This is a genomic window from Mycobacterium sp. NGS41 (assembly GCF_059812725.1).
On the sequence record NZ_JCALDF010000009.1, the window covers coordinates 112,997 to 137,971 of the forward strand.

Annotated in this window: 26 protein-coding genes and 1 pseudogene; 10 read left to right on the plus strand and 17 right to left on the minus strand. The window is 64.3% G+C overall.

The window, feature by feature from the left end:
• Window positions 1–81: 81 nt before the first annotated feature.
• The 5 genes from AC5Y21_RS11260 to AC5Y21_RS11280 all read right to left on the minus strand — a co-directional run bounded on the left by AC5Y21_RS11260 (window position 82) and on the right by AC5Y21_RS11280 (window position 5,233).
• A complete protein-coding gene (locus AC5Y21_RS11260) occupies window positions 82–897 on the minus strand; it encodes an NAD(P)-dependent oxidoreductase (RefSeq protein WP_499912246.1) in 816 nt (271 codons plus the stop codon).
• Window positions 897–1,847: an alpha/beta hydrolase gene (locus tag AC5Y21_RS11265; protein ID WP_499912248.1), complete on the minus strand. Its 951-nt coding sequence runs from the start codon at window positions 1,845–1,847 to the stop codon at window positions 897–899. The genes AC5Y21_RS11260 and AC5Y21_RS11265 overlap by 1 nt, the downstream gene beginning before the upstream one ends.
• Window positions 1,844–3,493, minus strand: a complete 1,650-nt coding sequence (locus AC5Y21_RS11270; RefSeq protein ID WP_499912250.1) for a thiolase C-terminal domain-containing protein — start codon at window positions 3,491–3,493, stop codon at window positions 1,844–1,846. The genes AC5Y21_RS11265 and AC5Y21_RS11270 overlap by 4 nt, the downstream gene beginning before the upstream one ends.
• A 142-nt stretch (window positions 3,494–3,635) precedes the next feature.
• Window positions 3,636–3,932 carry a ferredoxin gene (locus AC5Y21_RS11275; RefSeq protein ID WP_499912252.1) on the minus strand — a complete coding sequence of 99 codons (297 nt, stop codon included), beginning with the start codon at window positions 3,930–3,932 and terminating at the stop codon, window positions 3,636–3,638.
• Window positions 3,929–5,233 (minus strand): NADH-ubiquinone oxidoreductase-F iron-sulfur binding region domain-containing protein, encoded by a 1,305-nt coding sequence (locus tag AC5Y21_RS11280; RefSeq protein ID WP_499912254.1) that lies wholly within the window; start codon window positions 5,231–5,233, stop codon window positions 3,929–3,931. The genes AC5Y21_RS11275 and AC5Y21_RS11280 overlap by 4 nt, the downstream gene beginning before the upstream one ends.
• Before the next feature lie 33 nt (window positions 5,234–5,266).
• Between AC5Y21_RS11280 and AC5Y21_RS11285 the strand changes: the two genes are divergently transcribed.
• Window positions 5,267–5,749 carry a hypothetical protein gene (locus AC5Y21_RS11285; RefSeq protein ID WP_499912256.1) on the plus strand — a complete coding sequence of 161 codons (483 nt, stop codon included), beginning with the start codon at window positions 5,267–5,269 and terminating at the stop codon, window positions 5,747–5,749.
• Between the two features lie 5 nt (window positions 5,750–5,754).
• On the opposite strand, the gene AC5Y21_RS11290 is transcribed toward AC5Y21_RS11285, so the two are convergent.
• The 6 genes from AC5Y21_RS11290 to AC5Y21_RS11315 all read right to left on the minus strand — a co-directional run bounded on the left by AC5Y21_RS11290 (window position 5,755) and on the right by AC5Y21_RS11315 (window position 10,857).
• Entirely contained in the window at window positions 5,755–6,621 is an 867-nt protein-coding gene (locus AC5Y21_RS11290; protein ID WP_499912258.1) for an alpha/beta fold hydrolase, read from the minus strand.
• Between the two features lie 12 nt (window positions 6,622–6,633).
• Window positions 6,634–7,035 carry a Rieske (2Fe-2S) protein gene (locus tag AC5Y21_RS11295; RefSeq protein WP_499912260.1) on the minus strand — a complete coding sequence of 134 codons (402 nt, stop codon included), beginning with the start codon at window positions 7,033–7,035 and terminating at the stop codon, window positions 6,634–6,636.
• A 2-nt stretch (window positions 7,036–7,037) separates the two neighbouring features.
• Window positions 7,038–8,183, minus strand: coding sequence for an amidohydrolase family protein (locus AC5Y21_RS11300; protein ID WP_499912261.1), 1,146 nt, complete (start codon window positions 8,181–8,183; stop codon window positions 7,038–7,040).
• Window positions 8,184–8,235: 52 nt separating this feature from the next.
• Complete coding sequence (locus tag AC5Y21_RS11305; protein ID WP_499912263.1) at window positions 8,236–9,327, minus strand: amidohydrolase family protein; 1,092 nt, start codon at window positions 9,325–9,327, stop codon at window positions 8,236–8,238.
• Between the two features lie 226 nt (window positions 9,328–9,553).
• A complete protein-coding gene (locus tag AC5Y21_RS11310) occupies window positions 9,554–10,468 on the minus strand; it encodes an NAD(P)-dependent oxidoreductase (RefSeq protein ID WP_499912264.1) in 915 nt (304 codons plus the stop codon).
• Between the two features lie 8 nt (window positions 10,469–10,476).
• Complete coding sequence (locus AC5Y21_RS11315; protein WP_499912266.1) at window positions 10,477–10,857, minus strand: carboxymuconolactone decarboxylase family protein; 381 nt, start codon at window positions 10,855–10,857, stop codon at window positions 10,477–10,479.
• A gap of 214 nt (window positions 10,858–11,071) precedes the next feature.
• Here AC5Y21_RS11315 and AC5Y21_RS11320 point away from each other — a divergent pair, with 214 nt between their 5' ends.
• From AC5Y21_RS11320 to AC5Y21_RS11350, 7 genes and pseudogenes are all read left to right on the plus strand, one after another.
• Window positions 11,072–11,704, plus strand: coding sequence for a TetR/AcrR family transcriptional regulator (locus AC5Y21_RS11320; protein ID WP_499912267.1), 633 nt, complete (start codon window positions 11,072–11,074; stop codon window positions 11,702–11,704).
• Window positions 11,705–11,723: 19 nt separating this feature from the next.
• A complete protein-coding gene (locus tag AC5Y21_RS11325) occupies window positions 11,724–12,467 on the plus strand; it encodes an alpha/beta fold hydrolase (RefSeq protein ID WP_499912268.1) in 744 nt (247 codons plus the stop codon).
• Window positions 12,468–12,533: 66 nt separating this feature from the next.
• Complete coding sequence (locus AC5Y21_RS11330; RefSeq protein WP_499912269.1) at window positions 12,534–13,880, plus strand: hypothetical protein; 1,347 nt, start codon at window positions 12,534–12,536, stop codon at window positions 13,878–13,880.
• Entirely contained in the window at window positions 13,877–15,271 is a 1,395-nt protein-coding gene (locus AC5Y21_RS11335; RefSeq protein WP_499912271.1) for an acyl-CoA reductase, read from the plus strand. Before AC5Y21_RS11330 ends, AC5Y21_RS11335 begins: the two co-directional genes overlap by 4 nt.
• Window positions 15,272–15,508, plus strand: a pseudogene (locus AC5Y21_RS11340) (nitroreductase family protein); the annotation flags it as partial.
• Window positions 15,509–15,585: 77 nt separating this feature from the next.
• Window positions 15,586–16,596 carry an acyl-CoA dehydrogenase family protein gene (locus tag AC5Y21_RS11345; protein WP_499912273.1) on the plus strand — a complete coding sequence of 337 codons (1,011 nt, stop codon included), beginning with the start codon at window positions 15,586–15,588 and terminating at the stop codon, window positions 16,594–16,596.
• Window positions 16,580–17,767, plus strand: a complete 1,188-nt coding sequence (locus AC5Y21_RS11350) for an acyl-CoA dehydrogenase family protein (protein ID WP_499912274.1) — start codon at window positions 16,580–16,582, stop codon at window positions 17,765–17,767. Before AC5Y21_RS11345 ends, AC5Y21_RS11350 begins: the two co-directional genes overlap by 17 nt.
• Before the next feature lie 96 nt (window positions 17,768–17,863).
• Here AC5Y21_RS11350 and AC5Y21_RS11355 read toward each other — a convergent pair whose 3' ends face one another.
• The 6 genes from AC5Y21_RS11355 to AC5Y21_RS11380 form a co-directional block, all read right to left on the minus strand.
• Complete coding sequence (locus AC5Y21_RS11355) at window positions 17,864–18,436, minus strand: hypothetical protein (RefSeq protein WP_499912275.1); 573 nt, start codon at window positions 18,434–18,436, stop codon at window positions 17,864–17,866.
• Window positions 18,433–19,404 carry an Rv1363c family protein gene (locus AC5Y21_RS11360; RefSeq protein ID WP_499912277.1) on the minus strand — a complete coding sequence of 324 codons (972 nt, stop codon included), beginning with the start codon at window positions 19,402–19,404 and terminating at the stop codon, window positions 18,433–18,435. The genes AC5Y21_RS11355 and AC5Y21_RS11360 overlap by 4 nt, the downstream gene beginning before the upstream one ends.
• Window positions 19,405–19,434: 30 nt before the next feature.
• Window positions 19,435–19,878: a hypothetical protein gene (locus tag AC5Y21_RS11365; protein WP_499912279.1), complete on the minus strand. Its 444-nt coding sequence runs from the start codon at window positions 19,876–19,878 to the stop codon at window positions 19,435–19,437.
• Window positions 19,879–20,021: 143 nt separating this feature from the next.
• Window positions 20,022–21,392 (minus strand): cytochrome P450, encoded by a 1,371-nt coding sequence (locus tag AC5Y21_RS11370; RefSeq protein WP_499912281.1) that lies wholly within the window; start codon window positions 21,390–21,392, stop codon window positions 20,022–20,024.
• A gap of 14 nt (window positions 21,393–21,406) precedes the next feature.
• The gene (locus AC5Y21_RS11375; protein WP_499912283.1) at window positions 21,407–21,607 is read right to left on the minus strand and encodes a ferredoxin; all 201 of its coding nucleotides are present in this window, start codon (window positions 21,605–21,607) and stop codon (window positions 21,407–21,409) included.
• Between the two features lie 40 nt (window positions 21,608–21,647).
• Window positions 21,648–22,349, minus strand: coding sequence for an SDR family NAD(P)-dependent oxidoreductase (locus AC5Y21_RS11380; protein ID WP_499912285.1), 702 nt, complete (start codon window positions 22,347–22,349; stop codon window positions 21,648–21,650).
• A 385-nt stretch (window positions 22,350–22,734) separates the two neighbouring features.
• On the opposite strand from AC5Y21_RS11380, the gene AC5Y21_RS11385 reads away from it, so the two are divergent.
• Both AC5Y21_RS11385 and AC5Y21_RS11390 read left to right on the plus strand, forming a co-directional pair.
• Complete coding sequence (locus AC5Y21_RS11385; RefSeq protein ID WP_499912286.1) at window positions 22,735–23,940, plus strand: CaiB/BaiF CoA transferase family protein; 1,206 nt, start codon at window positions 22,735–22,737, stop codon at window positions 23,938–23,940.
• Between the two features lie 207 nt (window positions 23,941–24,147).
• Window positions 24,148–24,960, plus strand: a complete 813-nt coding sequence (locus AC5Y21_RS11390) for an MlaE family ABC transporter permease (protein WP_499912288.1) — start codon at window positions 24,148–24,150, stop codon at window positions 24,958–24,960.
• Window positions 24,961–24,975 lie beyond the last annotated feature (15 nt).

The window sequence follows — 24,975 nt, forward strand, 5'->3', positions numbered from 1 at the left end:
ACAGCGGAAGGCCCGACTGTAAGGCTAACGGTAGTGGTTTCGTGGCGAACCGCAAAGGGTGGAAATGCTGTCATGTCAACTTCATCGGGGATAGTCCATCAGGGTCAGCGCGGCGTCGGCCGCATCCAGCACGGCACCGCCGCGGGTCTCTGCCTGGCCGGCGAGGTCGGCGACCAGCCGGACATCTTTCCGCAGCAGTGTCCCGGCGAGCCCGGCAAGCCGGTCCAGGCTGCCGGTTCCGCCGATTGCGTTGAGTGCGAAGCTGTTCCCGCTGCTACGGCAGACCACTTCGGTGAACCGCTCCGCGGTCAGGCCGAGGGTCTGCGCCAGCGACAGAGTTGCGGCCGCAGTTCCCAGGTTGGCGGTGAACAGCAGGTTGTTGAGCAGCTTGGCGGTCTGCCCCGAGCCCACGTCGCCGAGATGGACGACCGGATCGGCGAAGGTTTGCAAGACCGGACGGCAGCGTTCGACGACGTCGGCGTCACCACCCACCATCGCGAGCAGGCGGCCCTGTGCCGCTGCCGGGCCACCGCCGCTCACCGGCGCGTCGATCACCGAAACACTTTGGGCGCTGGCCGTCTTCGCGAGCTCACGGCAGGTCTCGGGATGCACCGTGCTGTGCACCGCGATCACCCCGCCCGGATTGAGCCCCGCGAGTACGCCGCCCGCACCGCCGGTGACCTCCTCGATGTCGGCGTCGCCGACCACGCAGACGCAGACCAGGTCGCTGGCTGCAGCGAGTTCGGCGGGTGTCCCGGTGACCTTGGCGTCCGTATCGGCGAATGGCTCGAGGGTTGACGGCCTGCGCGCCCACAAAGTCGTCGGGTAGCCGGCCTCGATGATCCGGCGTGCCATGGGGCCGCCCTGGCTGCCCAGGCCGATGAATCCGACCCGCATTAGCCGGCCTCTTCGGCTGTCGAGCGTGACGCTGCAGTCACGTTCGGGTCCGAGAGTGACTGTGGCGTCACGGTCGCCGGGCGGTCCGGACCCAGTGCCGAAACGCATTCGTCCACGAATGCAAACACCGTGCGGTGGTAGTCGGCGGCGCTGCGCCCGAGGCTGATGTTGTGCCCCGCTTCGGCTTGTCTGTTGACGGTGAACCGCGGTGAACCGGAGAACAGCGCGGTGATCTCGGTCAGCGCCGAGTCGTCTGTCTGCCAGACCTTTTCGTGCTCGGCGATGCTGAACTGCACTGGCACCCGCACCGCGGGGGAAAGCGCCGGGAAGGTCTGGCGGGCCCAGTCTGACACCATCTGGTCCTCGTACGCTGGAGCGCTCGGAGAAATGGTGGCCCCGTTGAGGACCTCGGCCGGATACAGCCGCTCCGGTTGCCAGAGCAAGTCATACAGGCCCGCTGGTCGGCGTTCTCTGGTTGCCGTCTTCAGAATTTCCCGGGCCGCAGGGTGATAGTGCCGACCGGTGCCGGCTAGTTCGATGCCGAGCAGATCGGCGCCGCGCTCGTCGGCGGCCATCCGCAGCGTGAGTTCACAACCGCCCGAATGGCCCATCACGAACAACCCGGCGCCGCGTGGTCGCTGTCCAAGGATGCGATCCACCGCCGCATAGGCAAGGTCGACCCGCTGCGCGGGTGCGGCCATCGCCTCCGGATAAGGGGCGGAGCTGCCGTAACCGGGCCGGTCCAGCGCGACCACCGTGAATCCTGCCTCCGCGCCGGTCCGCAGCAACGAGTACGACGGGTGGCCCGGGCAGTCGAAATAGATGGCGGTGGTGCCGCCGCCGTGGATGGCCAGGATCACCGCCCTGGGGTCGGCTTTACCGGCGGCCTCCGAGACCAGAGCCGACATCGGCACGCCGTCGACGATCACCAGCCTGGGGAGTGGATTCATGCGTCCGCCCGCAGCAGAAGGACGCCGCTGGGGGTGAGCCCCCCGCTACTGACCACGCCGACCCGGGCGTCGGCGACCTGCCGTTCACCCGCCTCGCCGCGCAGTTGGGTGACCGCCTCGTGCAGGAGGCCCATGCCGTGGGTGCGGCCGTGCGAAAGCTGGCCGCCATGAGTATTAAGCGGCAGCACGCCGTCGCGGGCGATGTTCTCGCCGCCGTCCAAGAATTCCTTGGCCTCCCCGATTCCGCAGAAGCCCAGCGCCTCGATCCAGGACAGGCAGTTCATGGTGAATCCGTCGTAGAGCTCGGCGACGTCGACATCGGCCGGCCGAAGCGAGGTGCGCGTCCAGACGTGCGCGGCCTGGCCCAGCACCTGCGGCTCATGGGTCAGGGTGCTTTGGTCCCAGTCGATCCGCTCGACGATCTGTGTTCCCACCGCTTCCACCAGGACGGGAGGCTTGGCCAGGTCGCGGGCGGCGTCCACGGCGGAGACGATGACGGCGATAGCGCCGTCGCACGGCACGTCGCAGTCGTAGAGACCGAACGGCGTGGTGATCGGCCGGGCGTTTAGATAGTCGTCCATCGTCATCGGATCGCGGTAGACGGCGGTCGGGTTGAGTTCGGCATTGGCCCGCTGGTTCAGCGCGATCCAGCCCAGCGTCTCCTTGATGGTGCCGTAACGATGAAAATGCCGCTGAGCGTTGATCGCCAACGTGTGGGCCGCCGACGTGGCGCCGAACGGCCACTGCCAGCTGTCGGTGCGCCCCATGGAGGGGATGATCTTGCCCTGCTTCATCCGCTCGTTGAAGGTGGCTTCCCACAGCGTGCGGAAGCACAGCACGTGACGCGCGAGACCGCCCGCTATCGCGAGCATCGCGGCGATGACCGACCCGCCCGGGCCGAACGTCTCGATGCCGCCGTTGTGCCACGTCGGCCGAATGCCCAGCGCGGCCTCCAGCGCGGTCACCCCGCCCTCGCCGAACCCGCCGAGGTTGCCGCCGCCGGGATAGGTCGAGAGGCCGTCGATGTCGGCCATCGTCAGCCCGGCATCGGCAATGGCGGCCTCGCAGGCGTCGATGGTCAGCGACAGCGGCGGCACCATCAGCCGTCGACCGATCTTCGACATGCCGATCCCGGTGAGGGCGACCTTATCCTCGAACTTCTCCGTGGTGAGCATGGGCCGGACATATTCGCCGAAGCGTTCCGGCGCGATTTCGTCGTCCGGCAGGGAAGCGGTGCCTGAGGCGGGTTTGAAGAGCGGCAGCCAGACGTCCTCGATCTGCTCGAAGACCACCTCGACCTGTTGGCCGAGCTCGAGTTGCTCAGGGTCGGAGTCGACGATGTTGGTGGTCAGCCGGACGCGGGGATCCTCAGCGATGGCTACCTGCGCGATGACGTAGGGCGCCGGCATACCGGGAACGCTGAACCGGTGGTTGACGGTGAAGCCGGCCAGAGTCGCCCTGCCGGAGACCGCCCGCACGCCGATCTCGCGGGATCGGCAGTAGCGGCACACCGGCGCGGGCGGATGGATCAGCGCCTGGCAGGCCTGGCATTCCTGGAGGCGCAGCTTGCCGTCGGCTCCCGACTTCCAAAAGAACTCGTTTTGGTCGGTGATCAGGGGCAGCGGGCGACCCGGTGCTGCTGTCACGTCACCTCCGAAAATCGGGCTGTGGGCGGTAGGGCCATTATGCAATTCGGAGAATTACGTTATCACTTCCGAGCAGGCGCTATCCAGGGCAGCTTGTGACCCGAATGAGCTTTCGCTGACGGGTCCTGCGGCGAAAAATGCGTCAACGGGTGAAGCCCCATTGAGCTTCGTTCGCTTCGGTATTGACTCGCGCCGCGGGATCGTCCTCGTCGTGCAGCTCCGGGTGCGGGGTGGTGGGGCGGCGGTCACCAATCTCGGTGATGGCATGTACCGGGCAGTCCAGCAGCGCGCGCATGACCGCGTCGTGGTCTTGTTCGGGCACGTCGCCGTCCCCGATCAGGGACGCGTATCCCCAGTCGTCCAGCGAGAAGTAACCCGGCGCATGCTTGGCGCACAGACCGAAGCCGTCGCAAACAGTGCGGTCCAACCGGATTTTCATGCGTGCCTCATGGTTTCCGCCTCGTAGGGACGGTCGGCGCGGAAGCGGTGATCACGGCAGTCCGGGCAGGCGTTATCGAGATGGTTTGCCACCTCCCGGGGAAATTGGTCCAGCAAGGTCGCCGCCACGTTGCAGGCGGCGTCCAGCGTCGCGCAGGCGCCGCGACCCGGCAGCACCACCGACCACCGTCGCAGCCGATCGACGTCCTCGGTCGTGGCGACGCCGTCGCGCAGGGCGCCGCCCGCCGCGGCCATTGCCGCCGTTCCGTTGAAACACGATCCGCACTGCCCGGCATTCTCGCGGTCGAAGTAGGCCAGCACCGAGGCCGCGACGGCAAGCGGGCAGTCGGCGGTGATGATCGAGATCGCACCGCAACCCAGACCGCTGCCGAGACTGCGCATCGTCTCGTGGTCCAAGGTGGTATCCAGTACGCGCTGATTGAGTAGGCCGGCGAAATAGCCGCCCATCAGCGCGCCCCGCACCTGGTCAGGTGAAACCCCGTGCTGCGCAACCAGTTCGGTGAACGGCACGCCGTGTGGAAGCTCGTACAGAACCGGTGATCGGCCGGCGCCGCTGATGGTGGCCAGGAAGGTACCCGGCGATTGTGGCGTTCCCTGCGTACGGAACTCCGCGGGACCGTGGTGTTGCAGCCAGGGCAGATTGGCAAGTGTCTCGACATTGCTCACCAGCGTGGGCCGCTCGCCGACACCCTCTTCGTAGGGGCGCGGCGGCTTGTCCGTCGGCTTGGCGGGCCCGCCGTTGATCGCGCGAACCGCGGCGGTCTCCTCGCCGGCGACGTACCCAGGCGACACCGTCCACATCCCGACGGTGAGGCCACCGAGGCTATCCGGATCGAGTTCGCTCAGTGCGGTTTCGACGCTGAGCGCCGATTCCTGGTCGGACACATACACATACGCGCGATCGGCGGCCACGATCGCCGCTGCCAACCGGAGCCCGTCGAGCACCAGGTGCGGCCTGTTGCGCAACAGCCACCGGTCCTTGATCGAAGCCGGTTCTCCCTCTTCGCCATTCGCGATGACGACAGTGCTCCCCGGCCCCCCGATTGCTCGCCCGTTGTCCCGCACCGCGCGCAACTTGATTGCGAGTGGGAATGCCGCGCCGCCACGGCCGAGCAGGCCGCTGGCTTCGACGTCGGCCAGCAGTTGGTCGGCGCTCGACAGCGGCCGGTAGCCGCCCTGCTGCCGATATGCCTCGTAATGCTCGACACCGGGAACCAGAAGGCGGGGTGGGCAACCGGGCCAGGTGGTGGTGATCAAGTCGGATGCTGCCTGCGTATTCATGAGCCCGCGATCGCTCCGGTTAGGCTTGCCCGCATGCGGACTGCGGTGGTGCGGGTCAATGTCGACCCGGACGGTGTGCTCATGCCGGAGCAGTTACGCGAGGGCATGGCAGGGCTCCTCGGGTTGGTGGGTGAGATCGGCGCCGACGTGGTCGAAAACAATCTCGCGGCCCTGCCGGCCAGTCGGCGCGAGGTGGAGCTGCTGATCGAAAGCGACGATGTGGACGCGACCAAAGAAGCCGCAATCGACTTGTGCAGCAGAGCTTTCAGCGTTTTCGGCGTAACGCCCACGGGCGGCGTGGTCACCTTCGTCAGCAGGGGCACCGACGACGACGCCCGTGGCGTGCTGTCCGGGTTCGGGCTCACCGGCGAGATCGCCCGCCGGCCCGGGGATGACGGCTTCGACATCGTCTATGTGACGCTGCGCGAAGAGGACCTCGAGCGCATCCCGGAAAGCCGGATCCACACGGCGCTGGAGGCGTCGCTCAACTGCGAGGTCCACATTCGCACCCGGTAACCGCATCAGGATCCTAAGAATTCGAGGATTGCCGGTGCAGCCAGCACCCAGGTGTCAAACATGTTGAAGTGCTGCACCCTACCGGCCGCGCGGTCTTCAGAGGCACGCTCCCAGGCATCCTCCGGCCACGGGGGATCGATCAGCTTCGATCCCTTGATCAGGCAGCTGACTTCCAGCGACGTCCGTTTGGGATGGTCCCAGTCATTCTCGCCACCGCGAATGATGAGTGTGGGAACTGTGATGCGGTCGAACATCTCGTCGTCGACACCGGGAATGGTCTGGCCCGGCTTGGAGACGAACGCGTTGAGCCAGCGCAGCATCACCTTGAGGAACTCATCCTTGTCGAAGTCGAGGAACCGCTGCTTGTTGGCGGGGTTCTCGTCGATGCGCTCGCGCCACTCCGACACCCTTACCACGCCGTCCATTCCGGTGCCACGGGCCGCGAGAATGCTTGGGACGATGTAAAAGGAGCCGAGCACGAACGTGCCGTAAATGCCGCCGACGATGTTCCATACCACAAGCTTGGTGACCATCTCGGGGTAAAGCATCGTGGTCAGCATGGAATCTCTTGCCCCACCGGAGCCCCCGGCCAAAATGCACCGCTCGAAACCCAAGCCGGTCACCAGCTTGTGCAGAGTTTCGGCGCGCATGTGCGATTCGCTTTGCCCGTAAAACTGCACATCGGAGGCACCACAGTTGGGCCGGTCCCACAACAACACGCGATAACCACCGTCGGCCAGCGCTTCGGCCAGCGGACGCAAACCTGGGATCTCTTTACTGAACCGGCCGCCTGGCGTCAGGGCGATGAGATCGCCTGAGTCACCGAGGATTTCATAGACCACGTTGCCGCCGTTGACCTCGATAGAAGACACGCGATTCTCCTGTTATGCCATGACCAGAACGTCATTGCCGACAACGCGTACCGGATACGTCCGGATACTCCACTCCGGCTTGACCGCCGTCGTGCCGGTCGCCAGCTCGAAACCCCATTGATGCCAAGGGCAATAGATGTACTCCAGGTCGCGCACCATGACGGAGTCACCAGGAGCGGTCTCGTCCACGATGGTGCGGCCGCGGGGGCGTCCCGAACACAGCGGCCCACCCTGATGCGGGCAGTAGTTCGCGATCGCATAGAAGGTGCCGTTGACGTTGTAGACGCCCACACCGTGGCGTCCGATCGGCACCAGTTTGTGTGTGCCCGGCGGGATTTCGTCCACTGTCGCGACCACATGCTCGCGGCCCTGGGCGAGGCGGGGCTGGGGCCGCCTGGTGGTTTCTTCGGTCAATTTCAGAGCACCCGGGTCTGACCCTCGAGAACCGGGACGGTCTCCGGCAGGTGATAGGTCGCGATGCCGTTTTTGTACATGACCGCGTCCCGGGCCGCCTTCGGCAGGTGCTTCACCAGCCAGCGCGGGTCGTCGAAAGTCCAGTGCGGGTAGTCCGATGAGTACAGCAGGATCTTGTCGCACTCCATCCATTCCAGCGCGCGGGTCAGCTCGGTCTTGTCCTCCGGGTAGTCCAGCGGCTGGGTGGTGAACTTGATGTGGTCCTTCACGTACTCAGACGGCTTGCGCTTGATGTCCACCCACGACTTGCGCGCTTCGTAGATCGCGTCCATGCGCCACATCAGCGGCAGGATCCAGGTGAAGGCGTGCTCGACGAAGACGATTCGCAGCGTCGGGAAGCGGTCGAAGACGCCGTCGAAGATCAGGCTCATCACCTGGTTGGCGGCCAGCAGCGAGTAGGTGACCATGAAGTCGTGGTTGTAGCTGGGGAATCCCACCGGCGGTGTCGGCAGCTCGTCGTACTGGCTGCGGGACAGGTGGCAGCTCACGGTGATGTCGTGCTTGGTGGCGGCCGCCCAGATCGGGTCGTATTTCGGGTTGCCCCATGACGGCCGCGGTTCAGCCTTGATCAGAATCTGCGCCATGTAGGGATGGCCGGCCCAGCGCTCGATTTCGCGGACGGTAGCTTCGGGCTCCTCAATGGCGGCGCAGATCGAGCCGCGCCAGCGCTCGTGCCAGTTGTTGTGGCTGTCGAGCCAATGGTTGGCCTGCCAGTCGTTCAAGGCGCATGACATCGCGTGCTGCGCTTCAGGCAGCCGAGCCGGGTAGGCGCCCGGTTCCAGAATCGCGATATCGGAACCCGCTTCCATGATCAGCTGGCGAAACGCCATGTCCGGGTCGCTGCCGGGGAATTCGTTGTCCCGCGGGAAGGTGTCCACCCGCATCGCGTAGCTGTGCGCGTAATCGGGTGCGTCGTAGTAAATCTGCTCACCCACGTTGCGGGTGAGGAAGTACTTGCTGCGCCACGGCTCGGGGATGTACTGGACAATTTCACCGCGTCTGGGCACCGGGTGAACATCCGAGTCGACGCACCGGACGGCTATCCGCTCGGCGGCGGGAACACGTTCGTGCGTGTGGGTGAGCGTCATCTCGATCTCCTCGGCCTTCCTTGTTTCCCTTCCATTTTGCGACTCTCCGCGGCTAACTTCTAGCCAGGTCGACCGAAATGTCGATTCCGTACAGGTTTGCCGCATTTCGCCAGCACAGCTTCTCGCGCTGTTCGCTGGACAACGCTTTCGGCAGCTTCTTGACATCACCGCACTGCCAGTGCGGATAACTGGAGCCGAACATCACCATGTCGTCCTTGCCGGTGAAGCCGAACCATTCGCCGGCGAACTCGGCGTCGCCGGGACCGTCGAGGCTGCCCTGAACGAAATACACATGGCCGGGCAGGTAGTCGCTGGGAATGCGCGGCGCCCAAGGTGTCTGCTCAAGATGGGGCCGGCCGAACGTGTCCATCCGCCAAATGAACGGCGTCAGGAAGTCCGCCGCGCCGTCGGCCCAAACGAACTTCAGCGTTGGATAGCGTTCGAACACGCCCTCGGCGATCATGTTCATCAGGTGGTAGACGTAGTTCAGCGCCATGAAGCTCACGTACTGCTCGTAGGTGCGGGTGTTCCCGGACGGCGTCGGGGGAAAGGCGATTCCGGAGCCGACCTCGATGTGTACGGCAACCGGAAGGTTCGCGTCGACCGCCGCCTCCCACAATGGCCAGAACTGTGGTTTGCCGTAGACCTCGCGGGACTGCAGCGGGACGCCGATCTGCACGACGCGCGGATGGCGCCGCCACTTTTCGATCTCGCGCAATGCGCCGGCGATGTCGTCGGGGTTCACCCGGATGGTGCCGCGGAACCGGTCACCGAACTCGTCGTGTGCCAGCCAGCGCTCCACCATCATCTCGTTGTGGGCGGCGTGCAGAGCGCTGCCCAGATGGCGGTCCGGCATGATGCCGCGGCCCATTGGGTGCAGGACCGCGACATCCACCCCGCGGCTCGAAAACAGTTCTCTCGCAACGAATTCCGGATCTGAACCAGGGTACCGGCGATTCGGCCCGTCGGTGTTAGGGGCGTACTCACCGCCCGGCGCCCCGTACCAGTCCATCTCGTAGTCGGGGAAACCGCGGCTCTTGAAAGGCTCGCGCAGGTACGAGCGCAGATCCTTGTTGGACGGGAAGAAGATATGCACGCTCGCGTCAATCAGCGGCGTGCGTGTTCCGTCAGCGTGGTCGATCACGAAAGCCATCCTCCGGCTTCGGTCGTCAAAATGTGCCCGTCAGGGGCAGATGATAGACAATCTAACATTCTCATCGGTCGTCGATCAATGCATTTTCGGTAAGCGTTTCGATTATTCATCGGCCCTGGTAGAGACCAGTATCAGGGCTGCGATCGCAAGTGGCATTCTTGTATAGGTATAATACCATTCTCAGTATGGCCGGCGGGACCGCTGTGGTGGCCAAGCGTCAGACGGCAGAGCGTCCGGGGGATTCGTCCGCTTGGCCCACGATGACGCGGGCGGCTTCTTCCAGCGGTTTGATCACGGCGGTGAAGTCGGAATCCGGGCCTTGGTCGCGCGCGGTAGCCTCCCAGATCCCGCCGATCACTTCGGCGACGTCGACGGGCACGCCGAGCGCCTTGGCTTCGTCGAGATAGAGCCGCACGTCTTTGAGCATCAACCCGGTGGCGAAGCCGTAGTCGAAGGTGCGCGGCAGGATCGCGCGGGGGAACTTGTCGCGGCTCGCGCTCGTCCCGCCTGAACCTGCGTTAAGCACCTCGATCATCACGTTGGGGTCCAGGCCGGCCTTGACCCCCATCACGACGACTTCTGCCGTCGCGACCAGGACGTTGGCCGCCAGTATGTTGTTGGCAAGCTTCATGGTCTGCGCCGAGCCGGGCTGGTCGCCGACATAGAAGGGCCGGCCGATCGCTTCGAGAGTGGTTCGTATGACGTCGAATTCGCCGCGCGGGCCGGATACCATGACGGCTAATGCGCCCTTCTCGGCCCCGCGGACGCCGCCGCTGACCGGACTGTCGATTGCGACGATGTCCCGCTCGCCCAGCAGGTCGTGAATCTTGACGGCTGTTTGGCGGCCAATGGTCGACAGGTCGACGTAGCGCTTCACCCGGGAGCCATTGATCACTCCTGTTGGGCCGGTTGCCACCTCGATCGACACCGTCGGCGATGGGAGACTGGCCAGCACGGTTTCTGCACGATCGGCAACCTCTCTTGGCGACGATGCGGCCCGTGCGCCGAGCGCGACGATGCGCTCGAATGCGGTGCTGTTGGTGTCGAAGGCGACGACATCGTGATTCTCCTGGATGAGCCGTCGCGCCATGGGAAAGCCCATGTTTCCCAACCCGATGAACCCGATCTCCATGGCGGGCCCTAGCTCTCGTCCAGCTCGGCAAATGTCTGCTGGGCGATGCGGAAACTGTCGACCGCGGCCGGCACCCCGGCGTAGATGGCTACCTGCAGGAAGACCTCGCGGATCTCGTCGCGAGTGACGCCGTTGGTCAGCGCCGCCTTGATGTGAGTGCGTAATTCGTTCGGCCGGTTGAGGATCGGGATCATCGCTAAGTTGAGCATGCTGCGAGTCTTGAGCGGCAGGCCGTCACGGCCCCATACCGTTCCCCAGCAGTACTCGGTGACCAGATCCTGCAGCGGCTTCGTGAAGTCGTCCGCGTCGGCCAGGGCCTTGGTGACGTATGCCTCGCCCAATACGGCGGAACGGATTTCGAGTCCTTTGTCGTAGGTTTGACGATCCAATGGTCTTCTCCTTTGGTGTGGCGCGGGCATTCACCGGCAGACAATCACCGCCTAGGTCGCGCTGAAAGTGTCGAGGGCCCGGTAGCCCTTCTCTCGGCCGTATCGGGATTCTTGCCTTGCGTGTCTTTCGTCGCCCGACCGGCTAGGCATACACGGGCGTCTATTTCTGTCCAGCGTGAGGGTTTCATATATACAAGTTTGTATACTTTCCACCGTGGTGGCCACAACCCGGCGCGGTCGACCAACGCAGGCCGAAGCCAAGAAGCTAGATCGGAAACTACGTAAGGCCGCCGTCGCGACCTTCGTCAAACATGGTTACGACGGGGCCACGATGGAAGCGATCGCGCGTGCGGCCGGCATCACGCGGCGAACGCTGTATGCGCGCTATCCCGACAAGCGGGCCGTGTTCGTCGAGGTCATCCCCTGGGCGCTCACCCGAAGGACCGAGCCCGAGCCGGATGACGACGTGCATGACCGTGATCTGCGCACCGCTCTGGTCGCGATCGGCCGGGCCGGGCTCGCGCGCGCGATCGACCCGGACATCATGCGTCTGACCCGGATCGCGATGAACGAGTCAGCGCGGTTTCCCGAGTTCGCGATCAGCGCACATTCGATGATCTGGTCGGGGCGACGTAGGCAGGTCATGGATCTGCTCAGGACTCACCAAGACGCCGGAGCGATCCAGGTTGAGGACCTCGAGTTGGCCGCCGGCCACTTCATCGCGATGATCGAGTATCTACCCGTGCGGCTGGCCGAGTGCGGTATCTATCGCAGCGCCGAGGAAGAGGGGCGCCACTTGCAATACGCGGTCAACCTGTTTCTTCGCGGCGTCCTGCGCCGCGACTGACCCGCCGACACCGACGGGGATGGCACTACCCGCTCTCGTACTGGTCCACGGCGGCGCTCACGCGTCCGACTGCTGGGAGTCCACCGTTGCCGAATTGGCCTTGCTTGCACCCGAATTACGAGTGCTCGCAGTGGATCTCCCGGGACGTGCCGACAAACCCGCGGACCTGACGACGGTGAGGATCGCCGACTGGGTGAACTCCGCGGTGGCCGACATTGATGACGCCGGACTCGAACACGTCGTCGTCGTGGGACATTCGATGGCCGGTTTGACCGTGCCGGGAATCGTGGCAAAGCTCGGGGCGGCACGGGCGCTCGAGATGATCATGGTGGCCGCATTCGTTCCGCCGCAGGGGTCGTCGGTGGTGGACGCGCTGCGTGGGCCTCTGGCTCCGTTGGCGCGATCGGCGCGTTGGTTAGGTGCGTCGTTCCCAATGCCCAGCCCGGCAGCACGATTCGCGTTCTGCAATGGCATGACACGGCAGCAGCGCAAGCTGGCGCTATCGCGGCTGTACCTGGAATCGCCCAACGTCATCTTCGAGCCGGTCGATCGCAGCGACCTGCCCGACGACGTGCACCGGACCTGGATCATGACCCTGCGCGACCGAGCACTGTCGGTGCGACAACAGCTGTATGCCGTGGAGCAACTCGGCGGTGTCGACACGATGATCTGCATCGACAGCTGCCACGACGTGATGTACAGCCACCCCGGACGGCTGGCCGCAACCTTGGCCGTCCGGTGTCGCCGCTGGGCCGAAGGCTAGCCGGACGCACCGTCATTAATATACAGTGGTGTTTACTTAATGCGGCCGGTTGAAAAGAGGGAACAGATGACGTCTGCAGCTGCGCGCCTGGTGGACTTGGTCGGGGCGAAGGATTGCTTCGATATCGCACCCGCCGACTTGCTGCCGGTGCAGCTGGAAGCCGCCAACGAGCGACTGCAGAGCCAGGCTCACGACATCCCGCTGCTGGCCAATCGCGCGGAATCCAGTGGCGTACAGCAGATCAGGCAGCCCGCCGACCTGGTGCCACTGCTTTTCGCCCACACCACCTACAAGACTTACGGTGAAGGATGGCTCAGCGAGCGGCGCTGGGACCGCATGGGCAAGTGGCTGGCCACCGTGTCGACCCGCCCCGTGCAAGGTCTGGACACCGGTGGCGTGGAAACACTCGACGGCTGGATCAAGCGGCTCGAAACCGTCGGGCATTACCTGTCGTGCTCTAGCGGAACCACCGGCAAGCCCGCCATGTTGTCGTGCACCGAGGGCGACATCGAGCTCTCGGCGCGGATCAACATCGAGGCCCTGGTATGGGCAACAGGCCTTACCCGCGGCGAGGACCGCAAATTCCTCGGCCTGGGGCCACAATTCGCCGCCCCGCGCGAGGACGCGATCCGGCAGGCGATGGTGGACTGCTTTTCCACGCGGTACCCGCCCTACCAGTTCGGCGACGGAGAGCCGATCACGGTCGGGTCGATGGTGGACATGATCACCTTGCGGCGCAAGCTGGCCGACGGCACGGCGCGGCCCAACGAGATCGCGGAGTTCGAGCGCATTGCCGCGCAGCGGATGGCCGACATGGACGCGTCGGCCAAGAAAGCCATCGACGCGGTCATCGAGGCCCGCAACCTGCCCCTGCTTGCGACCGGCATGTTCGCCACGCTCTATCAGATCGCGGAAGGGATTCGCGCCGACGGCCACGGCGGCGACGATTTCAACCCGACCAACGCGATGATGGTGGCTGGCGGGCTCAAAGGCGCTGTGCTGCCGGAAAATTACCGTGAGTACATCCTGGAGACGTTCAACGTTTCCGAAGAGCGTCTCTACCACATGTACAGCATGCGCGAGATCAACGGAACGTTCCCGCTGTGCCATGCCGGGCGGTATCACATCTCGCCATGGGTGATCATGCTCCCGTTAGACTCCAGCGGCGAGCAACTGCTGGACGCCGTGGGCGATGAAATCGAGGCTCGGGCAGCGTTTTTCGACACTTCGATCGAAGGACGCTGGGGAGGGGTGATCAGCGGCGACCGGGTCAGCGTGAGTTTTGCTCAATGCCGGTGCGGTCATCAGGGTCCGACCGTGGGCCGCGAAATCACGCGATACGCCGATCTGCCGGGAGGCGACAAGATCAGCTGCGCCGGGTCCATCGACGCCTATGTACGGGGGGTCGCATGACCACGCTCTCAGCACCCCACTTCGTTCGGGGCGTGTTGGTTGCCGGTGATGCGGTTCGGTACACGTCACGCGACTTGGGCGCCGATTTCACCACGCCCGCAATCGATCTCGATGCTGTCGTGGTGCCGCGCGCGCAGCTGCCACCCCTGCTGGATGTCAAGCTGGCGGAGATCATCGACTTCCTGGCTGAAACCGGTGATCGTCTGCATCTGGATCGAAACGCCCACTTGCAGCAATGTCTCGAGCTGATCGCCGCCACCAATCCGCTGCCGCGCCGCGTCGTGGAAAACCTCTACCGTCAGGCCCCTTACTACCTGAACAGGCAACTGCTGGAGAGCATCGTCGACTCGAACTTTGCCAACCGCGAGGCGCTCGACGGGTGGATTGAGCGTGTCGATGTGTACGGCAACAAGGGAGCGATCCGCGCCTTCCCACCGCGCATGGTGCACATGCTGGCCGGCAATGCTCCGTCGGGATGTGTTGCATCGATTGCGCAGGGGGCGTTGGTCAAGGCGGTCAATCTGTTCAAGATGCCGTCGAGCGATCCATTCACCACGGTTGCGGTGCTGCGCACCATGGGAGAAATCGATCCGGCGCATCCCATCGTGCGCTCGATGTCGGCGGTGTACTGGCAGGGCGGAGACACCTCCATTGAAGGCACCCTCTACCGCCCGCAGTACTTCGACAAGATCGTCGCCTGGGGCGGTGGCGAGGCGATCGCCAACGTGATCCGGTATTTGGGTCCGGGGCTCCAGTTGATCTCCTTCGACCCCAAATCGTCCATCTCGATGATCGGCCGCGAGGCGTTCGACTCCGCGGACAGCATTGCCGACGTGGCCGACCGGCTAGCCGCCGACACCACAGTGTCCAACCAGGAAGCCTGTCTGGCCAGCCGCTATGCCTTCGTGGAAGGCGAACGGGCGCAGGTCGAATCGCTGTGTGCCCAGCTGGCGCAGCGGCTGAACGTCGACCGTGACTTCGCGTCGGCGCAGGGCCCGCCGCTGCCGGCAGAGCTCCGCGACGAGGTCGAGGTGATGGAAGCGATGGGCGACCTCAAGACCTGGGGCGGATTCGACGGTCGCGGCCTGGTGATCCTGTCGGACTCGCCGGTGGAGTTTCAGCCCACCAACAAGACGTCGAACGTCGTGATGGTCGAATCTCTGGACGACGCCCTCCGATATGTCAACGTCGCCACACAGACCATCGGTGTATATCCGTACGAGCGCAAGCAGCGACTACGGGATCGGCTGGCTAGTGCCGGCGCTCAGCGCTTGTGCCGCTTGGGAACTGCCAACGCCCATGTGCTGGGCAGCCCGCACGACGCGATGTATCCACTGCAACGATTCGTCCATTGGATGGGCGACGACGACATCACCACCGCTGGCGCGTGACGCGCCCAAGGCCTCGGCGCGTGCCTTACCAGCTGGGCTTCCTACGGCGGTGAACAGTTGCTGCGGGAAGCCGTCGGCGCTCCCACGGACTGGCTGATCGCCGGCCACGTCGTGGTCGGCTGGCCTGAGGGCAGGCACGGGTGCGTTCGTCGACGCCCGCTCGCCGAGGCGCTCAATCTCGACCACTGGGACGCTCCGGCCGACGACGTGTTGACGGCTCTGCCGCCTACGTCATAGCCGGTTTCCGAGATTATTACTTCCGCAACGGAGAATGCTATTCTCGCCTGAGCGGTTATGACGGAAGGCGGGCCTGGATGCTGTTGGAGTTCGACGCTGACCAGCGACTGTGGCAGCAGACCGTGCGCGATGTTTCCGCGAAGCAATGCCCACCCTCGCTGGTGCGCAGCGTCGCCGAGGACAGCGGAGACTCCAGGCCCTTTTGGGAGCCGCTGTGGAAGGCCTATCTGGACCTTGGCTGGACCGAGCTGAACGATCCGGGCAGCGCGGTGGAGCTGGCGATCGTGCTCGAAGAACTCGGCCACGCGACCGATCCCACCCCATTTCTGGCGACGATGAGTCAGTTCGCGCCCCTCGCCGCAGATCGGTTCGATCCGCATGAATCCGGGACCGCCGTGTACCACGGGGTGTCGGCGCACCGGGACGCCGACGGCTGGGTGTTGCACGGCACGGCGCGCCACGTCCTGGATGGCGATCGTGCCGACCGGCTGGCGGTGGTGACCGACGCCGGGGTGTTTATCATCTCGGCTGATCAGGTGTCGGCCCGGCGTTCGGCGGTGTTCGACCCGGTGCTGCATGTTGCCGACCTGTCCTTCGGCGAGGTGCGGGTGCCTGACAGCGCCCGGGTGACCGTCGACCGCGAGCGCGCGAATCATGTTGCGCTGACAGGGATGGCGATCACGATGGTCGGCGCCTGCCAGCGCATCCTCGACCTGGTCCTCGAACACGTGCGCAGCCGTCACCAGTTCGGTGTGCCGATCGGGTCCTTCCAAGCGGTGCAACACAAGGCCGCCGACATGCACGTCGCGGTGGAACGCGGTCGCGCGTTGGCGTACTTCGCCGCGTTGACGATTGCCGCGGACGATCCGCGCCGCCGGCTGGCAGCCGCAATGGCCAAGGCGTCTGCAGGAGAGTGCCAGGCGCTGGTGTTCCGGCACGGCATACAGCTGCACGGCGCAATGGGGTTTACCTGGGAGAACGACCTGCAATTCGCGCTCAAGCGAGCCAAAGCGGGTGAGCTGATGCTCGGCGGCGCGGCGGAGCATCGGGCGCGGATCGCGGAGGAGTACCGTGCAGCTGACTTTTGATCCCGACGTCGAAGCGTTTCGAGCGGAATTTTCGGCCTTCCTCGACGAAAACCTGCCGCCCGCAAGCGAAACCCTGGAACGCCCACGGTCGGTCTCGCACATGCCGCAATGGGCGCGTCGTTGGCAGCGGCTGCTGTTCGACAACGGCTGGCTGTTACCCACTCAGCCACCCGAATTCGGCGGGCGCAACGCGACTGTGTTGCAGCAGTACGTCTATCTGGAGGAACTGTGCCGCCGCCGGATCTACCACAGCCTCAACCCGCAGGGCGTGAATATCGTTGCGGCGTCGCTGTTGTCGTTCGGCAGTGAGGAACAGAAGCACCGCTGGGCAGTGCCGATACTGCGGGCCGAGATCACCGCTTCGCTGGGGATGAGCGAGCCGAGCGCCGGATCCGATCTGGCGTCGTTGCGTACCAGTGCGGTGCGCTGTTCCGGTTCGCAAGGCGATCATTTCGTGGTCAACGGGCAGAAGGTGTGGACTTCCGGGGCGCACGATGCCGACGTTTTGTTGACCTTTGTGCGCACCGATCCCGACGCGCCAAAACACAAGGGCATCAGTGCGTTACTGATCCCGACCGACACCGAAGGCATTGTGCGCCGGCCCTTCCCGTCGATCTGCTCGGCCGACGACCTGGATTTCAACGAGGTGTTCTTCACCGATGCGAAGGTTCCGGCGGAAAACCTGGTGGGTGAGCTCAACCAGGGATGGCGGGTGGCCAACGGATCTCTCGGACACGAGCGCACCATGATGTGGCTGGGCTTCGCGGACCGGCTGGACAATATGATCGCCGACTTCCATCCGGCCACGGCACTGGACCGCGACCACTACGCCACCGCAATCATCGACAAACATGCTTTGCGGCTCTTGGGTTCGGTGGCGCTGGCGCGCGCGTCCCGAGGCGAAGACGATGTGGCCCAGCTGTCGGTACTCAAGCTGCTCGGCTCTGAGGCAGAGCGATGCGCCTATGAACACGCCTTGTCGGCCGCCGGCCCCGACGGGCTCATCCACCCCGCCTTGAGCGGCCCATACGCGCCGATGAACCTGGACCACTATTTCGCCAGCTGGTTCGAGCGTTACGCGCGCAGCTTTTCGGGCACCATCGCCGGCGGCACTTCGGAAATCCAGCGCAACATCATCGCTCAACGCGTGCTGGGCTTGCCGCGCAGCTGAGTATTCACTGGCGAGCAGACGCACAATCGCGTAATTACCAGCGTTTCAATGCGATTCTGCGTCTGCTGGCGGAAAAAGCGGCTCGGGTCGAACTCGCTAGACCGGGTCGAATTTGGTGATCAGCCAGGTGCCGTTGGCTCGGATCAAACTCACCAGCACGCTGCTGGAGGCCATCGCGGGGTCGGGTTTGTCCTTGCTTGTGGTGGCCTGGTCGACCAGCACCAGCACCACGGCAGAATCTGGATGTAATTCGGTGACTGCGGCCCCCACCACTCGAGCGCTGGTTTTCAGCGACTTTTGTTTGGCCGCCGGAGCCACGATCTGCTCGGTGAACTGGTTGTAGTACGACAGGAAATCTCCGGAGAGGTGCGACTTTGCGGCGGCGAAGTCCTTGTCGAGTGAATCGGGAGAGTAGGACAGCAACGCGACCGTTCCGTCGGACGCCGCATTGATGACCGCGCTCCGGACACTGGCGTCGGTTTGTTTATCAGGCCGGTACTGCGTGAAGTACAGCCACGTCGCCGCGCCACCGGAAATCAGCAGGAGCAAAATGAGAATAACGGGAACGACTTTCAGCTTGAACCGCGCGTCAGGCTCGCTACGCCCACTCCGTTTGGACGGCGTGGAAGAGTCGTCGGCGGTGTCGATGTCGCCGGTGTCGTCGCTCACAGAACGAACTCCAGCTTGGACATCTTGTATTGGCCGCCGTCGTTTGTGACGGTCACCTTGAGACGCCAGCTGCGTGGTTCGTCTTTGGCGCCCGCGGCGTTGGTGATCCGCTCTGTCGCCGCGACGAGTACCAACGCGGAATTCCCATCGATGGATTGCACGGCCGCTGCATTCACGGTTCCCTGGGTGACCACTTTGGACTGCTCGACAACGGTCGTGAAATCTTGTGCGCGCTGCTGGAAGTCGTCCCTGAACTGGCCGGTCGTGCTGTCGATCACCCGCTGGACGCCCTCCTTGGCCCTGTTGAAGTCCAACGAAAACATGTTGACGACACCTTGTCTGGCCCCCGCTACGAAGTTCGCCGCGCGCTGGTTGCGCTCGGTGGTTTCATGACGTTGCCACACCATGTATCCACTGGCGCCGGTGAAGACGCAGATGAGGAGGATGACGGCGGCTTTCCACGCCACGGACAAGGAGGGCAACGGTACGCGTCGCCGAGAGCGAGCCGACGTGGATTCCGATTCTGCGTCTTCGGGCGTTTCGTCGGAGATGTCTTCCGCGGTCTCCGCTTCGTCGGTGTCGGTGACGGCCTCGGTGGTGTCGGTTGCATCCTCGTCGGCGGCCGGCGCTTCCTCGGTGGCCTCAGCCTCGGTGGCCTCAGCCTCGGTGGTCTCAGCCTCGGCGGTTTCGGCCTCGGCGGTTTCGGCCTCGGCGGTTTCGGCCTCGGCGGTTTCGGCCTCGGTGGTCTCAGCCCCCGCGGTCTCGGCCTCTTTCTCAGCTTGGGCCTGCGCTTGACGCCGAAGCCGGGCGGCCCTAGCGCGGGCGCGCGCCGCGACCGCCAGCGCTTCGGCTTCGGCCGCTTCGGCCTCGGCTTCCTCGAGCAACGCCATGGTTTCGGCTTTCGAGGTGGCCGAATCTTGCGGCGGTTTCTTCCCCTCAGCCGTCGTGCTTACTACCCGTCGCGGCATGATCGACCGACTCCTGTACCTCTCACTCGGCTACCATCGCACGAGCGAGAACGGGTAACTATCGGTGCCCCCCGGTCCGCCGCCACAGCCGGTGTCGAACGTGGAGACTACTTGACCGCTCAGTGAGGCCGCATCCCACGAGTAAACGTCATGCGAGGGAAAGAACTGGACCACGCAGCGCACACCGTCGGGTACATCAACGGCCACGGTGTAGCGGCCGTTGGACAAGTGAGCGTCTGCCTTCCAGGGCGCCGCTTGCCCGTTGGGTTGCGGAACGCCTTGGACGGTTACGCAACCCGGCTCTCGAGGAGTGCACGGGTTAATCGACCAAATCCAGCTGTGGCCGGGATCCCGGTTTGTGTCCACCCTGTAGTTGCCAAACAGCATGTCGGCGTGGGCGGTCGGCGTGACAGTCAGCGCGGTCGTGGCGAGCGCAAGGCTCACTGCGAAAGTCTTCACCGCTGTATCTCCCATCTCGGCGCGCGCTTGGCCTGAATATAAAGAGTGGCCACTCTGAACAGGCCTACTTGGAAATATCGGGGTAGTCAACCGGCCCTTTAAGGGCGTAGCGGGTCGCCGCGCAAGCGGGCGGTGCCCGCACTTGGGCCGCGAGCGGCTCAGTCGATAACTGCTGCTTCCTTTCGCTCGGTAACTGGTCTGGCGAGTTCTTGCTCGTCGCAGATGCGCTGCAGATTTTCCAGGGTGTCATCGAGGCCCGCGCCGACCTTGGGTCCCGGGGTGAAGGTGGCCGGCAGCTTACGCATGCCCTGGATGACGCCGATGCTCTCGTAGTGGACGGCGCCTTCGGGGTCGCAATGGAAGTCGGGCATCCGGTCCAGAACGGCCGTCAGCATGGACTTGAACACCGTGCGAGCCACATTCGATCCGACACAGCGGTGTACGCCGATGCCAAAACTGAAGTGCCGGTTACCTTTACGGTCGAGTATGACTTTATCCGGGTCGGCGAACACCGAAGGGTCGCGATTGGCCATAGCCCACGAAATCCACAGCCGCTCACCCTCTTTGAAGTGGTTGCCGACGATCTCGACATCGTCGGAGAATGTCCTGCCATCGCCGGGCGCTGGAGTGAAGAAGCGCAGGAACTCCTCGGTCGCGGGGTCGAGCAGGGTATCGAGGTTGCTGCGCAGATGCTCGCGCTCATCGGGGTTCTCCGACAGCCATTCCAGCGAATGGGCGGTCAACGCGGTCGTGGTGTCGAACCCACCGCCGATGACCAAACCGAGATTGCCGAGGATCTCCAGGTCGGGAGCGGGTTCGTCGTCAATCCGCATCTGAAGCAGCCCGTTCACGATGCCGGGTCGCGGATTCTCGCGGATCTCGATCATGTTGTTGACCATGTCGAGCCCCATCTCACGGTGCATCGCGGTGACGCGTTCGATGTCGGGGGAGTGTTCCGGGGTGTAGACCGCAGCGTGCACCGGCTCGCTGTACATGTTCCACTTCTTCAGCGGGATGCCCAGCATCGCCAGGGTCAGCACGGCGGGCACGATATTGGCCAGATCGTCGACGAAGTCGATGTGGCCTTGCTCTATCTTCTCGTCGAGGCAGGCGCGCGTGATGTCGTCGATGAACGGCTCCCAGCGCTTGACGGCGGCCGGCGACAGGTACGGATTCAGCACGGTTCGATAGGTGCGGTGTTCGGGATCATCCATTTCCAGGATGCCGCCCCGGACGACGTTGACGCGGCGGGCCGTCGGGATCGAAATACCTTTGTAGCCACGGCGTTCGCCGTGGATGTCATGGTCGTTGGAGACCACGGGACAACGGGCGAGCTCGAAAACCTCGTTACTGCCGGCGGCGACCCAGTGCCCGCCGTAGGTGTCGGTCCATGCCATCGGGCATTTGGCGTGCATCTCTTCGGTGATCGCCTTGAACCGCGATCGGTACTCGGCGTCATGCCGATCGAAGTGATAGCGGTTCTTCTTGCGATCGCTGTCACTGTCCCTGACGACGTCGTCCACACTCAACGTGCTGTCTCCCTTTATGTTTCGCCAGTGATGAGGATGGCCTGTTCGGGGCATGACTGTGCGGCTTCACGTACCTGGTCCTGCTGATCTGGCGGCACCTCTTCGTTGATCGCCGACGAACTGCCGTCGATGTCGCTCAGCTGGAATGAATCCGGAGCGATCATCGAACAGAGGGTGTGGCCCTGACAGCGTTCTGGATCAACCCAGACCTTCACGGTGTCTCCTATGTTCGCGTGGGCTGTGGCTACGAAGTGCTCAAGTGTTGCGGCCGCCGTTGACGCCCAAGATCTGGCCGGTGATGTAGCCGGCCTCCTCGGACACCAGAAAGGCGCACGCCGCGGCGATGTCTTCGGGCTTGCCGATCCGCCGCACCGGAGTCTTGGCGATGTTCTGCTCGACGTCGCCGAGCAACCCCTGTGCCTCCGCGTTCCGCAGCATCGGGGTATCGATGAACCCCGGCGGCACCGCGTTGACGGTGATGCCGCTGGGCCCGTATTCAAGTGCCAGCGATTTGGTGAGCCCGTTGACCGCCGACTTGGCCGCCACATAGTGCGACATGTAGGGGACACCGGAATGCGTGCTCGACGACGAGATGTTGACGATGCGTCCCCAACCGGCCTCCACCATGTCGGGCAGCACCGCTTGGATCATGTGGAAGACGCCGTTGAGGTTGACGTCGATTACGCGTTGCCAGTCCTGGAAGGTGAGCTGATCGAACCGTTTGAAGCCGTCCAAGCCCGCGGCGTTGACCAGCACGGCGACCGGCCCCAGCCGGTCATGAATGGCCGACAAGGCAGCATCCACTTGGGAACGGTCGGTTACGTCGGCGGTGAAAGCAAGGTCGTCGTCGGACGGCCTGAGGTCGACGGTGGCCACGTCGAGACCGTCGGCGCGCAGGCGCCGCGCGACGGCCTGACCGATGCCGGATCCGCCTCCGGTGACTAGTGCGGTTTTCACGTCTTTGATACCGAACCTCTGCTGCAACCGCTAGCGTCTCCGCTAGAAAGAACCGCCCTTACAATTATGAGAACCTTACTCTCCCGCCGGAGCGGCTTGCAAGGTGACCGTGAAACCCCGCGCAGCCTGCACCGAAGAGACCCGTCAGCTCTACATATGTCAGATTAGGATGCAGGCCACAAGACGGGCACCTTCCTGAGAATTTCTTGAATTCTCGAGAGTCGAATGTAAGATTCGCCGGGAACGAGAATGAAATTATCGGTACTACGGCAGGGGACCGAATGGCATCGCGGTACGCGGGCTTGACCATCGCGGATGCGCCACCTGCCGACAGAGTTCCGACTGCGGCGACCTGCGAAACGGTCCCGGTTATCGGAGCCTGCGCATGAAACCCCTGGAGGGCATCCGCGTCCTGGAAGTCGCCATGTACGGGTTCGTCCCGTCGGCGGGCGCGGTGCTGTCCGAATGGGGCGCCGATGTGGTCAAGGTCGAGCACGCGGTGAGCGGCGACCCGCAACGCGGACTTCGGCAGACCGGGATGTTGCATGTCGAAGGCGACCTCAATCCCAACATCGAGCACGCCAACCGCGGCAAGCGCAGCATCGGACTGGACATGTCGGTGGCGCAGGGCAAAGAGGTGCTGTATGAGTTGGCCCGCCGGTCCGATGTGTTCCTGACCAGCTTCCTGCCCGACGCACGCCAGAAGTTCGGCATCGACGTCGACGACATTCGGGCGGTGAATCCGAAGATCATCTACGCCCGGGGCAGCGCGCTCGGTCCCCGCGGCGCAGAGGCCGTCAAGGGCGGCTATGACATGACCGCCTTCTGGTGCCGGGCCGGAACCGCGGCCACCATCACCCCGATGGGGATGCCGGGCATGATCGCGCCTCCTGGACCGGCATACGGCGACACCATCTCCGGAACCAACCTCGCCGGCGGCATCGCGGCCGCGTTGCTGAAGCGTGAGCGCACCGGCGAACCGTCCGTGGTCGATGTGTCGCTGCTGGGCAGCGGGCTGTGGTCGCTGGGACACACGGTGGCGTTGACGAAGCATCTAGGTCAGCGCCTGGAAGCGCCACCACCCGGCATACACGGGTCGCCCGTCAACCCCTTGGTAGGCGTCTACGCGACGGCCGATGAACGCTACATCTCCTTTGTGATGATGCAGCCCACCAAGTTCTGGGCCGACGTGTGCAGGCACATCGAATGTCCGGAGTTGATCGACGATTCGCGCTTCGCGACCGCGGAGACCATCGCCGCCAACACGGCCGACGCAGTTGAGATCTTGACCAAGGTCATCGCGACCCGCACCCTTGCCGAGTGGAGCGAACGCTTTGCGACACTCGCCGGACCGTGGGCGCCGGTGCAGGACACTCTGCAGGCTGTCGACGACGCCCAGATCCGGGCCAACGAATACGTGGTGCGCGCAGGCGAACTCGACCTGGTCGCCAACCCGGTCCAGTTCGATGTCACCGCTCCGCAGACCAGCCCCGCTCCGGGATTCGCCGAGCAGACCGACGACATCCTGATGGAGCTTGGACTCGATTGGGACCGCATCATCGAACTCAAGACGGCCGGCGCCGTCACCTAGGAGCTGCCTGCGATGTGTTCGATAACGGTTGTGCGGTTTTTGCCCCCCTTGGGGGTGGCATGGGTCACAATGGCCGGATGCCTCAAGGAGTCGCGGCTTGGCCGGCCAGCATCACGAGCATTCCCTGGGGGCGCCAACTCACGCGACAGAATGGAGGGGCCGGCGTGAGGAAGATCGTCGTCGCCAGCCCGGAACGGCCTCGAACCCATGGCGAGTAGGACCACAGGCGCAGAACGGTGGTCCTCCGGGATCTCGTTGGGGCGTGGCGCCAAGCCCATGCAGGCGGTCGGGGGCCTGTTCGCGATGTCGGCGGACGCGATCAAGTTCGTGTTCCGCCGGCCCTTTCAGTGGCGTGAATTCTTAGAGCAGTCGTGGTTTGTTGCGCGTGTCGCGCTCGTGCCCACGTTGTTGGTGGCGATTCCGTTCACCGTGCTGGTCAGCTTTACCCTCAACATCTTGTTGCGGGAACTGGGCGCCGCTGACCTGTCCGGTGCGGGCGCCGCATTCGGCGCGGTCACCCAGGTCGGCCCGCTGGTGACCGTGTTGATCGTGGCGGGCGCCGGCGCGACGGCGATGTGCGCGGACTTGGGTTCGCGAACAATCCGCGAAGAGATCGATGCGATGGAAGTATTGGGTATCAACCCCGTTCAGCGCCTGGTGACGCCGCGCATGCTGGCCGCGGGCCTGGTGGCTTTGCTACTGAACAGCCTGGTCGTCATCATCGGCATCGTGGGCGGATACATCTTTTCGGTGTTCGTCCAAGACGTTAATCCGGGCGCGTTCGCGGCGGGCATCACTTTGCTGACCGGCATCCCCGAGGTTGTCATTTCGTGCGTCAAGGCGGCACTTTTCGGTCTGATCGCCGGATTGGTCGCGTGTTATCGCGGACTGACGGTTTCCGGCGGAGGCGCCAAGGCGGTCGGCAATGCCGTCAACGAAACGGTGGTGTTCGCGTTCATGTCTCTCATGGTCGTCAATGTGGTGGTCACCGCCATCGGCATCCGAATGTCAGCCAAGTAGCCCGAAGGAGGGTTG

Coding starts and splice junctions, on each gene's coding strand:
- AC5Y21_RS11265 (WP_499912248.1), bottom strand. CDS start 1,847: ATGAATCCACTCCCCAGGCTGGTGATCGTCGACGGCGTGCCGATGTCG.
- AC5Y21_RS11330 (WP_499912269.1), top strand. CDS start 12,534: ATGACGTCTGCAGCTGCGCGCCTGGTGGACTTGGTCGGGGCGAAGGAT.
- AC5Y21_RS11335 (WP_499912271.1), top strand. CDS start 13,877: ATGACCACGCTCTCAGCACCCCACTTCGTTCGGGGCGTGTTGGTTGCC.
- AC5Y21_RS11345 (WP_499912273.1), top strand. CDS start 15,586: ATGCTGTTGGAGTTCGACGCTGACCAGCGACTGTGGCAGCAGACCGTG.
- AC5Y21_RS11275 (WP_499912252.1), bottom strand. CDS start 3,932: ATGAAAATCCGGTTGGACCGCACTGTTTGCGACGGCTTCGGTCTGTGC.
- AC5Y21_RS11310 (WP_499912264.1), bottom strand. CDS start 10,468: ATGGAGATCGGGTTCATCGGGTTGGGAAACATGGGCTTTCCCATGGCG.
- AC5Y21_RS11360 (WP_499912277.1), bottom strand. CDS start 19,404: ATGCCGCGACGGGTAGTAAGCACGACGGCTGAGGGGAAGAAACCGCCG.
- AC5Y21_RS11280 (WP_499912254.1), bottom strand. CDS start 5,233: ATGAATACGCAGGCAGCATCCGACTTGATCACCACCACCTGGCCCGGT.
- AC5Y21_RS11260 (WP_499912246.1), bottom strand. CDS start 897: ATGCGGGTCGGATTCATCGGCCTGGGCAGCCAGGGCGGCCCCATGGCA.
- AC5Y21_RS11325 (WP_499912268.1), top strand. CDS start 11,724: ATGGCACTACCCGCTCTCGTACTGGTCCACGGCGGCGCTCACGCGTCC.
- AC5Y21_RS11300 (WP_499912261.1), bottom strand. CDS start 8,183: ATGACGCTCACCCACACGCACGAACGTGTTCCCGCCGCCGAGCGGATA.
- AC5Y21_RS11390 (WP_499912288.1), top strand. CDS start 24,148: ATGGCGAGTAGGACCACAGGCGCAGAACGGTGGTCCTCCGGGATCTCG.
- AC5Y21_RS11285 (WP_499912256.1), top strand. CDS start 5,267: ATGCGGACTGCGGTGGTGCGGGTCAATGTCGACCCGGACGGTGTGCTC.
- AC5Y21_RS11365 (WP_499912279.1), bottom strand. CDS start 19,878: ATGGGAGATACAGCGGTGAAGACTTTCGCAGTGAGCCTTGCGCTCGCC.
- AC5Y21_RS11385 (WP_499912286.1), top strand. CDS start 22,735: ATGAAACCCCTGGAGGGCATCCGCGTCCTGGAAGTCGCCATGTACGGG.